16 protein-coding genes and 1 pseudogene are annotated in these 11,865 nt (G+C 71.5%); 12 read left to right on the plus strand and 5 right to left on the minus strand.

Annotation, left to right across the window (positions count from 1 at the left end):
- The 4 genes and pseudogenes from G6038_RS23525 to G6038_RS23540 all read right to left on the minus strand — a co-directional run.
- Positions 1-242: pseudogene (locus G6038_RS23525) on the minus strand (esterase); the annotation flags it as partial.
- A 76-nt stretch (positions 243-318) separates the two neighbouring features.
- Complete coding sequence (locus G6038_RS23530) at positions 319-735, minus strand: hypothetical protein (protein WP_165040225.1); 417 nt, start codon at positions 733-735, stop codon at positions 319-321.
- 84 nt (positions 736-819) lie between these two features.
- On the minus strand, positions 820-2,508 hold the full coding sequence (locus G6038_RS23535; protein ID WP_165040227.1) for an alpha/beta fold hydrolase: 1,689 nt from the start codon (positions 2,506-2,508) through the stop codon (positions 820-822).
- A gap of 174 nt (positions 2,509-2,682) precedes the next feature.
- On the minus strand, positions 2,683-3,066 hold the full coding sequence (locus G6038_RS23540; protein WP_165040245.1) for a helix-turn-helix transcriptional regulator: 384 nt from the start codon (positions 3,064-3,066) through the stop codon (positions 2,683-2,685).
- Positions 3,067-3,196: 130 nt separating this feature from the next.
- On the opposite strand from G6038_RS23540, the gene hisD reads away from it, so the two are divergent.
- The 11 genes from hisD to hisI all read left to right on the plus strand — a co-directional run bounded on the left by hisD (position 3,197) and on the right by hisI (position 11,296).
- Positions 3,197-4,525, plus strand: coding sequence for a histidinol dehydrogenase (hisD, locus tag G6038_RS23545; protein ID WP_165040247.1), 1,329 nt, complete (start codon positions 3,197-3,199; stop codon positions 4,523-4,525).
- Positions 4,522-5,646 carry a histidinol-phosphate transaminase gene (locus G6038_RS23550; RefSeq protein WP_165040249.1) on the plus strand — a complete coding sequence of 375 codons (1,125 nt, stop codon included), beginning with the start codon at positions 4,522-4,524 and terminating at the stop codon, positions 5,644-5,646. The genes hisD and G6038_RS23550 overlap by 4 nt, the downstream gene beginning before the upstream one ends.
- Positions 5,643-6,275 carry an imidazoleglycerol-phosphate dehydratase HisB gene (gene hisB / locus G6038_RS23555; protein ID WP_165040251.1) on the plus strand — a complete coding sequence of 211 codons (633 nt, stop codon included), beginning with the start codon at positions 5,643-5,645 and terminating at the stop codon, positions 6,273-6,275. The genes G6038_RS23550 and hisB overlap by 4 nt, the downstream gene beginning before the upstream one ends.
- Positions 6,275-6,430, plus strand: coding sequence for a hypothetical protein (locus G6038_RS23560; RefSeq protein ID WP_165040253.1), 156 nt, complete (start codon positions 6,275-6,277; stop codon positions 6,428-6,430). The genes hisB and G6038_RS23560 overlap by 1 nt, the downstream gene beginning before the upstream one ends.
- Before the next feature lie 29 nt (positions 6,431-6,459).
- Positions 6,460-7,599: an MFS transporter gene (locus G6038_RS23565; protein WP_165040254.1), complete on the plus strand. Its 1,140-nt coding sequence runs from the start codon at positions 6,460-6,462 to the stop codon at positions 7,597-7,599.
- Between the two features lie 10 nt (positions 7,600-7,609).
- Positions 7,610-8,245 (plus strand): imidazole glycerol phosphate synthase subunit HisH, encoded by a 636-nt coding sequence (gene hisH / locus G6038_RS23570; RefSeq protein ID WP_165040256.1) that lies wholly within the window; start codon positions 7,610-7,612, stop codon positions 8,243-8,245.
- 71 nt (positions 8,246-8,316) lie between these two features.
- A complete protein-coding gene (locus tag G6038_RS23575; RefSeq protein ID WP_240918693.1) occupies positions 8,317-8,565 on the plus strand; it encodes a hypothetical protein in 249 nt (82 codons plus the stop codon).
- Positions 8,566-8,615: 50 nt separating this feature from the next.
- Entirely contained in the window at positions 8,616-9,350 is a 735-nt protein-coding gene (priA, locus tag G6038_RS23580) for a bifunctional 1-(5-phosphoribosyl)-5-((5-phosphoribosylamino)methylideneamino)imidazole-4-carboxamide isomerase/phosphoribosylanthranilate isomerase PriA (RefSeq protein ID WP_165040260.1), read from the plus strand.
- 4 nt (positions 9,351-9,354) lie between these two features.
- A complete protein-coding gene (locus G6038_RS23585) occupies positions 9,355-10,182 on the plus strand; it encodes an inositol monophosphatase family protein (RefSeq protein ID WP_165040262.1) in 828 nt (275 codons plus the stop codon).
- The gene (gene hisF, locus G6038_RS23590) at positions 10,179-10,952 is read left to right on the plus strand and encodes an imidazole glycerol phosphate synthase subunit HisF (RefSeq protein WP_165040264.1); all 774 of its coding nucleotides are present in this window, start codon (positions 10,179-10,181) and stop codon (positions 10,950-10,952) included. Before G6038_RS23585 ends, hisF begins: the two co-directional genes overlap by 4 nt.
- A complete protein-coding gene (hisI, locus tag G6038_RS23595) occupies positions 10,949-11,296 on the plus strand; it encodes a phosphoribosyl-AMP cyclohydrolase (protein ID WP_165040266.1) in 348 nt (115 codons plus the stop codon). Before hisF ends, hisI begins: the two co-directional genes overlap by 4 nt.
- 72 nt (positions 11,297-11,368) lie before the next feature.
- On the opposite strand, the gene G6038_RS23600 is transcribed toward hisI, so the two are convergent.
- Positions 11,369-11,518, minus strand: a complete 150-nt coding sequence (locus tag G6038_RS23600) for a hypothetical protein (RefSeq protein WP_165040268.1) — start codon at positions 11,516-11,518, stop codon at positions 11,369-11,371.
- Between the two features lie 103 nt (positions 11,519-11,621).
- Between G6038_RS23600 and G6038_RS23605 the strand changes: the two genes are divergently transcribed.
- Positions 11,622-11,819 (plus strand): 2-hydroxymuconate tautomerase family protein, encoded by a 198-nt coding sequence (locus G6038_RS23605; protein WP_346772899.1) that lies wholly within the window; start codon positions 11,622-11,624, stop codon positions 11,817-11,819.
- The last annotated feature ends 46 nt before the right edge of the window (positions 11,820-11,865 follow it).

The following is an 11,865-nucleotide window of genomic DNA, read 5'->3' on the forward strand; positions in this document are numbered from 1 at the left end:
GGGTCGCTGCAGTCACGCAGCCGGGCGAGCGGCCAGGAGTGCGTGACGGGCCACGAGTTGGCCCAGCGCGGGGGTTCGCGGTCGGTGAGCACGCGCCACCAGTCGGCGATGTCGGTCGCGACGTCGAGCGGGTGCGCACCGCGTCGGCTCAGGGTGGCCAGGTAGGTGCTCCAACCGGCGATCGCCGCGGCCCCGAGACGGAACGGGGCGGCGGCGATCGCGACGGTCTGCAGGGCGTTCATGGGGTTCATTGAACCGGCGCCCGGTGCGTGGTGCGTCTGTTCCGACGCGATCGCGTCGGAACAGACGCACAATCGATCACTTGAGGAGATCGCGTGCGGTGGTGGTCACCGTGGTGGTGAGCTCACGGGCGAAGGAGACCTGCGCCTTGGTGAGGTCCTCGACCCAGCTGATCGGGGTGGCGGAGGCGAGCTTCTCCTGCAGGTCGAGCAGGCTGGTGACGGCGCGCTCGTAGGTGTCGACGGTGAGGTTGCCGCTCTGCTTGGCGGCGTCGACGACCTTGTCGTTGAACTCGCTCAGGCGGGCCGCGCTCTCGTCGAGAGCCTTGGTGAACTCGGCGGTGGCCTGGTTCGCGGCGGTGGTGGCCGACTCGGCGATCTTCTGAGCGGCGGCGGTGGCGTCCGCGGTGGCCTTGGCAGCAGCCTCGTTGGCCTTGGCGGTGTCGGCGGTGGTCTTGGCGACAGCGGCGTCGACGGGGGTCTTGGCGGTGGTCATGGCGTACCTTCCGTTCGGGTGTGCAAGGGCGCCTCGGAGGACGCTGTTAGCAGGTTAGCAAAACGATTGCTAACGCGCAAGTTCTCAGCTGAAGACGTACGTGCCCGGCGCGTCCTCGAGCGGCGGGTGGGCGGCGCTGCCCATCGCCGGCGGCGGCACCAGCTCCCCGGCGCGCTTGTTCGACCAGGCCGTCCAGTCCTCCCACCACGAGTGCTCGTAGCGGGTGGCCGCGTCGTCCCACACCTGCGGATCCGCGGGCAGCGGCGAGCCGGTCTCGGCGTCCGGCGCCCCGACGGCCTTGAACCACACCTTCTTGCCGGGGGGATTCACCGCGCCCGCGACGTGCCCGCCGTTGGTGAGCACGTAGCGCACGTCGCCGCCCAGCAGGTTCACCGCCTGGTACGACGACGTCCAGGGCACGATGTGGTCGTTGATCGCGCCGACGACGTAGGTGTCGCACGTGATGTCGTGCAGGTTCAGGGGCTGTCCGTCGAGCACGTAGAGGCCCTCGGCCAGCTCGTTGCGGCCGTACAGCGACCGGAGGTAGTGCGAGTGCATCTCCGCGGGCATGCTCGTGCTGTCCTCGTTCCACGCGAGGATGTCGAACGCCGCAGGCTTCTCGCCCTTCATCCACCGCGAGACCCAGTAGTTGAAGACGAGGTCCTTCGCGCGGATCATGTCGAAGCTGCCGGCCATCTCCTTGCCGGACAGGAAGCCCTGCTGCCGCATCCGGAACTCGACGAGGTCCAGCGTGGCCGGATCGGTCAGCAACCCGAGTTCCCCGACCTGGCTGTAGTCGAGCAGGGTGTTGAGCATGGTGAAGGCGGTCACGCGCTTGTCGCCGACGGCGAATGCGCGCGCGGCCGCCATCGCGGCCATCGCGCCGCCGAGGCAGATGGACAGCACCTCGATCTTCGGTGACCCGGTGATCTCCTCGACCACGTCCAGCGCGGCGGCAATGCCGTTGACGTAGTAGTCGTCCATGGTGATCTGCCGCATCGACTCGTCCGGGTTCCGGTACGAGATCATGAACACGGTGCGGCCGTGCTGGACCGCCCACTCGGCGAGGCTGCGCCCGGGTGCGAGATCGAGGATGTAGTACTTGTTGATCCACGGCGGCGCGGCCACGATCGGCACCGCGTGCACCTGCTCGGTCTGCGGCGTGTACTGGATCAGCTCGATCAGGTCGTTGCGATAGACCACCTTGCCGGGGGTGGCTGCGAGGTTCTCGCCGACGGTGAACGCGTCCGAGTCCACCTTCAGCGGCAGGCCGCCGCGGTTGAGCACGTCGTGCACGGCGTAGCGCGCGCCGCGCAGCAGGCTGGCCCCGCCCGTCTCGAATGCGCGGGTGAGCACGCCCGGATTCCACAGGAAGTTCGACGGGGCCAGCACGTCGAGCATCAGGTTCGCGAACTGACGGGCCTTGCCGTCCTCCAGTGGATCGCCGGCGCCGGCGTCGGTGAGTTCCTCCACGTAGGCACGCGTGGCGAGATAACCCTGCAGGAGCGAGAAGTATGCGGGGTTCTCCCGCCAGGCGGTGTCGGAGAAGCGGCGGTCGCGCGGGTCGAGCGGCATCGGCGGCTCGGGATCGTCGGCGTTGAACACGCGAGTGGCCGCGGCGGGGATCTTCACCAGCCGGCCCGCGTATTCCGTCGTGGCGGCGGTGACGGCCTGGGGGTTGCGGACGGCGCGTCCGGCCACCGACTTCACCGCGGGACCCCAGCCGATCGGGTCCAGGGTCGACTTCAACTTCTTGTGCACGTGGTCGAGCAAGGGATCTCCAGACGAGGAAGAGGGGTGTGCCCCGAGGGTGACACCGCGTGCCGGGTCGCGCATCTTACTGCGAAGTACATGCGAGCTGCACGTGCAGTGGGCAGGCCGGGACGCAGCGCCTCACCAGCCGAAACATGAGGGTGGCTCACATTGTGCCGTCCGATGTGATCTTGCTCACTCCGTGCCCTCGTCGGAGCGCGCACCCCGGCGCCGCTTGCCCACCGTCACCTCACGGAACGCCTCGTACATCTCCACCAGCGACCGCCGCTGCGCGTTCGTCAGATCCGGGTCCTCCCGGATCGCGTGCACCACCGCGGACTCTCCCGGATCCGGCCGGCCCGCCTCGGCCGTCAACACATCCGCCGACAGATGCAGCTGCTCGGCGATGGCCTGCAGCACGCGTTCGCTCGGCGCCCGCAGGTTCCGTTCGATCTGCGACAGATACGGGTTCGAGATCCCCACCATCGCGGCGAGCTGCCGCATGGGCAACTCGGCGAGCTCACGTTGCCGGCGGATCAGCTCCCCCAACGTCGGGGGGCGCGACACATCGTCCTCCATGTGGTCAGCATAGGTCCGGCCGCCGGCCGCTCCGAGGCGCGCGGACGGCGCGTTCGGGGACTGCCGTCGAGGGTGATCGCCGCCATCACGGATAATGGAACGGACCCCCGTTCGCGAGAGAGGACACCTCATGCTTGCCCGCACCGACCTGCGTGGTCGAACCCCCACCACTGCGGAGCTGAGGGGCGCGCTGCCCCGCGGCGGAGTGGATGTGGACGCGGTGCTCCATCAGGTGCGGCCCGTGGTCGAGGACGTACGCGACCGAGGCGCCGCCGCGGCCCTCGACTACAGCGAGAAGTTCGACCGGGTGCGTCCCGACCGCGTGCGGGTGCCGAAGGCCGAACTCGACCGGGCCCTCGACGAACTCGATCCCGCCGTGCGTTCGGCGCTGGTCGTCGCGATCGAACGCACCCGGACGGTGCACCAGGACCAGCGCCGTACCGACACCGTCACCGAGGTCGTGCCCGGCGGCACCGTCACCGAACGCTGGGTGCCGGTCGAGCGGGTGGGGCTGTACGTGCCCGGCGGCAACGCCGTCTACCCGTCGTCGGTCGTGATGAACGTGGTGCCTGCCCAGGCCGCCGGGGTCGAGTCGCTCGTCGTCGCGTCCCCGCCGCAGGCGGACTTCGGGGGCCTGCCGCACCCGACCATCCTCGCCGCAGCCGCCCTGCTCGGGGTCGACGAGGTGTGGGCCGTCGGCGGTGCCCAGGCCGTGGCGCTGCTCAGCTACGGCGGCACCGACACCGACACCGAGGGTTCCGAACTGGCGCCCGTGGACATGATCACCGGCCCGGGCAACATCTACGTCACCGCCGCCAAGCGCCTGTGCCGCGCCGTCGTCGGCATCGACGCCGAGGCCGGCCCCACCGAGATCGCGATCCTGGCCGACCACACCGCCGACCCCGTCCACGTCGCGGCCGACATGATCAGCCAGGCCGAGCACGACGTCATGGCCGCGTCGGTCCTCGTCACCACCAGCGCCGAGCTCGCCGACGGCGTCGACGCCGCCGTCGCCGCCCAGCTCGAGCACACCGAGCACCGCGAACGCGTACGGACCGCGCTGTCCGGCAGCCAGTCCGGGATCGTCCTCGTCGACGACCTCGACCAGGGCCTGAAAGTCGTCGACGCCTACGCCGCCGAGCACCTCGAGATCCAGACCGAGAACGCCTCCGCGGTCGCCGCGCGGGTGCGGGCCGCGGGCGCGATCTTCGTCGGCCCCTGGGCGCCGGTCAGCCTCGGCGACTACTGCGCCGGCTCGAACCATGTGCTGCCCACCGCCGGCTGCGCCCGGCACCAGTCCGGACTGAGCGTGCAGACCTTCCTGCGCGGCATTCACGTCGTCGAGTACAGCCGGGAGGCGCTCGAGGACGTCGCGGGGCACGTGATCACCCTCGCCACAGCCGAGGACCTGCCCGCGCACGGCGAGGCCGTGCGGCTGCGCTTCGAGGACCTGCAATGAGCGCCCCGGGATCCGGCATCACCGTCGACGACCTGCCGCTGCGGGAGAACCTGCGCGGCAAGTCCGCCTACGGTGCGCCGCAGCTGACGGTGCCGGTGCAGCTCAACACCAACGAGAACCCGCACCCGCCGACGCGCGCCCTGATCGACGACGTCGCCGAGTCGGTGCGCGAGGCCGCCACGCAGCTGCATCGCTACCCCGACCGTGACGCCGTCGCGCTGCGCACCGACCTCGCCGCCTACCTGACACGGCAGACCGGGGTGGGCGTGAGCGTCGCGAACGTCTGGGCCGCCAACGGGTCCAACGAGATCCTGCAGCAGATCCTGCAGGCCTTCGGCGGGCCGGGCCGATCCGCGATGGGATTCGTGCCGTCCTACTCGATGCACCCGATCATCGCCGACGGCACCCAGACCGAGTGGCTGCCGACCTACCGGGGCGAGGACTTCACCCTCGACCTCGACTCGTCGGTGGCCGCAATTCGCCTGCAGCAGCCCGACGTGGTGTTCGTCACCAGCCCCAACAACCCCACCGGGCACAGCATCCCGCTCGACGAGCTGCGCGCGATCTGCGCAGCCGCACCCGGCATCGTGATCGTCGACGAGGCCTACGCCGAGTTCTCCGCCGCCCCCAGCGCCCTGACGCTGATCGACGAGTTCCCGGCCAAGGTGATCGTCTCGCGCACCATGAGCAAGGCGTTCGCGTTCGCCGGCGGCCGGCTCGGCTACCTCGCCGCCGCGCCCGCGTTCGTCGAGGCACTGCTGCTCGTGCGGCTGCCCTACCACCTGTCGGTGATCACCCAGGCCGCCGCCCGGGCCGCGCTGCGGCACGCCGACGAGACTCTCGGCTCGGTCGCCCGGCTGTGCGCCGAACGCGACCGCATCACGACCGAGCTGACCCGATTCGGCTACCACGTGGTGCCCTCGGACGCGAACTTCATCCTGTTCGGGCGCTTCGCCGACGCCGCCGCCACCTGGCGGCGCTACCTCGACGAGGGTGTGCTGATCCGGGACGTCGGTATCCCCGGGTTCCTGCGCACCACCGTGGGCCTGGCCCACGAGAACGACGAACTGCTACGGGTGAGCGAGAAGCTCGCCGCCACCGAGATCGAGGACGGCCGATGAGCGAGCAGACCACCCCCACCCCGCGCACCGCGCGGATCGAGCGTGCCACCAAGGAATCGTCCATCGTCGTCGAGTTGAATCTCGACGGCACCGGCCGCACCGACATCTCCACCGGTGTCCCGTTCTACGACCACATGCTCACCGCGCTCGGTCAGCACGCCAGCTTCGACCTGACCGTGCGCGCCCAGGGCGACATCGAGATCGAGGCGCACCACACCGTCGAGGACACCGCGATCGTCCTCGGCCAGGCGCTGAATCAGGCGCTCGGGGACAAGCGCGGCATCCGCCGCTTCGGCGACGCGTTCATCCCGATGGACGAGACCCTCGCGCACGCGGCGGTGGACGTCTCCGGCCGGCCCTACTGCGTGCACACCGGCGAACCGGACTACATGGTGCACTCGGTGATCGGCGGCTACCCCGGCGTGCCGTACTCGACCGTGATCAACAAGCACGTGTTCGAATCCCTCGCCTTCCACGCCCGCATCGCCCTGCACGTTCGCGTGCTCTACGGCCGCGACCAGCACCACATCACCGAGGCCGAGTTCAAGGCCGTCGCGCGGGCGCTGCGCCAGGCCGTCGAACCGGATCCCCGGGTCAGCGGCGTGCCGTCGACCAAGGGCACCCTGTAGTGGACGTCGTCCTGACGTACGGCCTGTTCATGCTCGCCGGCATCGCCGCGGGCGGCACCTGGTCGATGTGGCGGGCCGGCAACACCCTCTTCGCCGGGGTGCTGCTGGCGCTGACGCTGCTCGCCGCGATCGCCGGCGTGCTGAGGCTGCTCTGACGTCGTCGGATCGGCCGGGCCTGTTCGCGGTGCCGGGGCTGCCGGCCGCCTGGGCGATGGCGGCGGGCGCGTTCGCCGGGTTCTCCCTGCTGCTGCCGGTGGTGCCCCGGGCCGTCGCCGACGCCGGCGGCAGCGGCACCCTCGCCGGCGCGGTGACGGCGGTGTTCATGGGCGCGACGGTGCTCACCCAACCGGCCGTGCCGCGCCTGGTGCGGGCCCGCGGCTACCGGCCCGTGCTCGCCGCCGGATGCCTGCTGCTGGGCCTGCCGTCGCTGCTGCTCCTGCTGTCGCTGCACCCGGCCGTGGTGCTGCCGACCTCCGCGGTGCGGGGGATCGGCTTCGGCATGATCACCGTGGCCAGCGCCGCCCTCGTGGCCGAACTCGCGCCCGCCCGGCTGCTCGGCCGCGCCACCGGCGCACAGGGCATCGCGATCGCCGCGGCGCAGATGGTCGGACTGCCGCTCGGACTGGCGGTCGCCGAGCGGGCCTCCACCGCACCCGTGTTCGTACTCGGCGCGGCGGTGCCCACGCTCGCGCTCGTCGCGATCGCGCGCCTGCCGAAGGTGGTCACCCGGCAGACCGGCGTGGCCGGAAGCCGCACGCCGCTGCGGGCTCTGGCCCTGCCGGCGGTGGCGATCGCCGCGGGCGCCGTCGCCTACGGCGGCCTCACCTCGCTGCTGTCGATCGCCGTGCCCGCGGCCTCGGGACAGGTGGCGATCGCGTTGGCGCTGATCAGCGCGTCCACCCTCGTCGGCCGCTACGGCGCCGGTGCGGTCGCGGACCGGATCGGCGCGGGCCGGCTCCTGCCGGCCGGGCTCGGCCTGGCCGCCGTGGCGATGGTGCCGTTCGCGCTCGCCGCGGACGATCGCGGCGGCGCGACGGTACTGCTCGGGGCGGCCGTGGCATTCGGCCTCGGCTTCGGCGTCGTGCAGAACGACGCCCTGATGCTCGCGTTCCGTCGCGCCGGGCCCGCCCACGTCGGCGCCGCGAGCGCCGCCTGGAACATCGGCTTCGACGCGGGCACCGGGGCCGGATCGCTGCTGCTCGGCGGGATCGCCACCGTCGCAGGCTATCCCGCCGCGTTCGCGACCGCCGCGCTGCTCGTGCCGATCCTGCCGCTGCTCGCCCGGATCGCCGGGCCGTCGGAGCGGCCCGCCGCGGCCCCATAGAATCGAGCCCATGAGCGCAACCAAGGTCGCCGTCCTCGACTACGGCTCCGGCAATCTGCATTCGGCGACGCGCGCGGTGGCGCGCACCGGCGTGCAGGTGGAGGTGACCGCCGACCCGCAGGTCGCGCTCGCCGCCGACGGCCTGGTCGTGCCCGGTGTCGGCGCGTTCGCGGCCTGCATGGCGGGACTGAAGGCGGTGCGCGGGGACCGGATCATCGGCCAGCGACTCGCCGGCGGCCGCCCGGTGCTCGGCATCTGCGTCGGCATGCAGATCCTGTTCGACAAGGGTGTGGAATTCGGTGTCGAGACCGACGGATGTGGCGAATGGCCCGGCACCGTCGAACGTCTCGACGCGCCGGTGCTGCCGCACATGGGCTGGAACACCGTCGAGGCCCCCGAGAACAGCGTGCTGTTCGCCGGTATGGACCGCGACACCCGCTTCTACTTCGTGCACTCCTACGCCGCGCAGAAGTGGGAGCTGCCGCCGTCGGAGCTGATCCCCCCGCCCGCGCTGACCTGGGCCGAGCACGGCGGGCGGTTCCTCGCCGCGGTCGAGAACGGCCCGCTGTCGGCGACGCAGTTCCATCCCGAGAAATCCGGCGACGCCGGAGCCGAGCTGCTGCGCAACTGGGTCGGCAGTTTGTGAACCGCGGCGTGGCCGGTGGCGATGATCCGGCCCGGCCGGAGTTCTCGCTCGGCCGGCTCGCACTGACGGCGATGGGCGCCGCCACGGGCGTGCTCCTGCTCGCCACCGTCGTGATCGTGGTGCTGCGACCGGGGCCCGTCGTCGCGTTGATCGTCGCACTCGCCGGCGTGGTCGGCGCGATCGTCGCGATGGGCATCGTGTCGACTCGGACGACGCGCCGCGCCTTCGGTCCCGACGGCAACGACACGCCGCGCCGCGACGGCAACGACACGCCGCGCCGCGACGGCAACGACACGCCGCGCCGCGACGGTGCGGGATGACCGTCGGGGCCGGTGCTCGGCGACCGCCGCGACCCACTAGCATGGGCGCAGTGAGCCTGGTCCTTTTGCCTGCAGTCGATGTCGCCAACGGTGAAGCAGTTCGCCTCGTCCAGGGAGAGGCGGGCAGCGAGACCAGCTACGGCTCTCCCCGCGACGCCGCCCTCGAGTGGCAGAACGCCGGCGCCGAATGGGTGCACCTCGTCGATCTCGACGCCGCCTTCGGACGCGGCTCCAACCGCGAACTCCTCGCCGACGTCGTCGGCGAACTCGACGTCAAGGTCGAGCTTTCCGGCGGTATCCGCGACGACGAGTCCCTCGAGGCGGCGCTGGCCACCGGGTGCGCTCGCGTCAACCTCGGCACCGCCGCCATCGAGGATCCCCACTGGTGCGCCCGCGCCATCGCCGAGTACGGCGAGCGCATCGCCGTCGGGCTCGACGTCAAGCTCATCGACGGGCAGTGGCGCCTGCGCGGCCGCGGCTGGGTCTCCGACGGCGGCGACCTGTGGGAGGTTCTCGCGCGGCTCGACCGGGACGGCTGCAGCCGCTACGTCGTCACCGACGTCACCAAGGACGGCACGCTCACCGGCCCCAACCTCGATCTGCTCGCCCAGGTCTGCGCAGCCACCGACGCTCCCGTCGTCGCGTCCGGCGGCGTGTCCGCCCTCGACGACCTGCGGGCGATCGCCGGTCTCGTCGACCGGGGCGTGGAGGGCGCCATCGTCGGCAAGGCGCTGTACGCGGGCCGGTTCACGCTCACCGAGGCCCTCGACGCGGTCTCACGCTGATCCGATGACCGCGCCCGCCGATCTGTCCAGCCTGCTCGCCGTCGCCGGTGAGGTGCTCGACGCGGCGTCGGAGCGTTTCGTCGCCGGTCGCGGGGCGCCGCGCTCGGTGGACAAGGGGCCCAACGACTTCGCCACCGACCTCGACCTCGAACTCGAACGGCGCATCTCCACGGAACTGGAGCGGCGCACAGGCATTGCCGTGCACGGTGAGGAGTTCGGCGGTCCCGAAGCCGATTCGGGCACGGTGTGGCTGCTCGACCCGATCGACGGCACCGTCAACTACTCCGCCGGGCTGCCCACCGCGGGAATCCTGCTCGCACTCGTCCGCGACGGCGACCCGATCCTCGGGCTGACCTGGCTGCCGTTCGTCGGCGACCGGTTCGCGGCCGCCGCGGACGGGCCGTTGCTGCGCAACGGTCGTCCCCAACTGCCGTTGCAGCCGGCGGCGCTGGCGGACGTGATGGTCGGCGTGGGCAGCTTCGACATCGACAGCCGCGGACGTATCCCGGGCCGGCGCCGGCTCGAGGTCATCACCGAGCTGAGCCGCCGGGTGTCGCGCCTGCGCATGCACGGTTCCACCGGGGTGGACCTGGCGTACACGGCGGCCGGGGTGCTCGGCGCCGCCGTCGTCTTCGGGCACCACCCGTGGGACAACGCCGCCGGCGTGGCCCTGGTGCGCGCGGCCGGTGGCCTCGCCACCGACTTCGCCGGCAAGCCCTGGCGCATCGGCTCCGGCTCTGTGGTCGCCGGCGCCCCCGGCGTGCACGAGGAGATACTCGACATCGTGGGATCGCTTCCCGGTCCCGTCCCCGAGGAGGACCGAATCCCATGACCCTGGCAGTCCGGGTGATCCCGTGTCTGGACGTCGACGCCGGCCGCGTCGTCAAGGGGGTGAACTTCGAAAACCTGCGCGACGCTGGTGATCCCGTCGAACTCGCCGCGGCGTACGACCTGCAGGGCGCGGACGAGTTGACCTTCCTCGACGTCACCGCGTCGAGCGGCGACCGCGGCACCATGCTCGACGTGGTCAGCCGCACCGCCGAACAGGTGTTCATCCCGCTCACCGTCGGCGGCGGCGTACGCACCGTCGAGGACGTGGACCGGCTGCTGCGGGCCGGCGCGGACAAGGTCAGCATCAACACCGCCGCCATCGCCCGCCCGGAGGTGTTGCGCGAGATGTCCGAGCGGTTCGGGTCGCAGTGCATCGTGCTGTCCGTCGACGCCCGCACCGTGCCCGACGGCGAGGAGGACACCCCGTCGGGATGGGAGGTCACCACGCACGGCGGTCGCCGCGGCACCGGCATCGACGCCGTCGAATGGGCATGCCGCGGCGCGGAACTCGGCGTGGGGGAGATCCTGCTGAACTCGATGGACGCCGACGGCACCAAGTCCGGCTTCGACCTGCCGATGATCCAGGCGGTGCGCGCCGCGGTGCACGTGCCGGTGATCGCCAGCGGCGGCGCGGGAGCTGTCGAGCACTTCGCCCCCGCCGTGCACGCCGGCGCCGACGCGGTCCTCGCGGCCAGCGTGTTCCACTTCGGGGAGCTCACCATCCCGCAGGTCAAGGCGGCGATGCGCGCAGAGGGGATCGAGGTGCGATGAGCAGGCTGGATCCGGCGATCGTGGCGCGGCTCAAGCGCAACGAGGCGGGGCTGTTCGCCGCCGTCGCCCAGGAACGCGCCACCGGCGAGGTGCTGATGATGGCCTGGATGGACGACGAGGCGCTCGCCCGTACCCTCGAGACCCGTACCGCCACCTACTTCTCGCGTTCGCGCGGACAGTACTGGGTCAAGGGCGAGACCTCCGGTCACACCCAGTACGTGCACGAGGTGCGGCTCGACTGCGACGGCGATACGGTGCTGCTCGTCGTCGACCAGGTCGGGGCCGCGTGCCATACCGGCACCCACACGTGCTTCGACGCCGACGTCCTGCTCGCCGCCGAATAGGCGCCTTTGGCGCCGGTGCGTCCTTCGGGCTGCTCCAGCCGCCCGAAGGACGCACCGGCCGCGGCGCGGCCGTCAGAAGACGATCGGTGCGCCGGTGAGCAGGCTCCACAGGCCGAGCCCGAGGAACACGACGGTGCCGATGGCCGATTGGACGGGATCCCCCGTGAGGAAGCCTTCCGCGGCCCAGCCGACGAACTCCGTGAACAGTTCCGACGATCCCATGCTGATCCTTCCGCGAGGCGAGACGTGCCGAGGACGGTAATCGTCGAGGAAATCGACCGTCCGGATTGTTTCGTTACACCTGCAGGTCCCGGCCCCGTCGGGGGTGCGGCACAATTCCCTCATGCCCCTCATCCAGATCAGCCAGACCCCCGGTCTCACCGTCGAACAGAAGCGCGCCACCATCGAGGCGGTGACCAAGGCCTACGCCGAGGCAACCGGCAAGGATGCGACGTCGGTGTGGGTGACCATCACCGAGGTGCCGCGGGAGCAGTGGGGCGTCGGGGGTGTCGCGCTCGGGTGAGGTGCACCGCCCCCGGCGCAGGGCGCCCCGTGACGGGCGCTGGCGG

Origin of the sequence: Rhodococcus sp. 14C212, assembly GCF_011058195.1 — a bacterium.
In the GTDB taxonomy this organism is placed as follows: Bacteria; Actinomycetota; Actinomycetes; order Mycobacteriales; family Mycobacteriaceae; genus Rhodococcus; species Rhodococcus aetherivorans.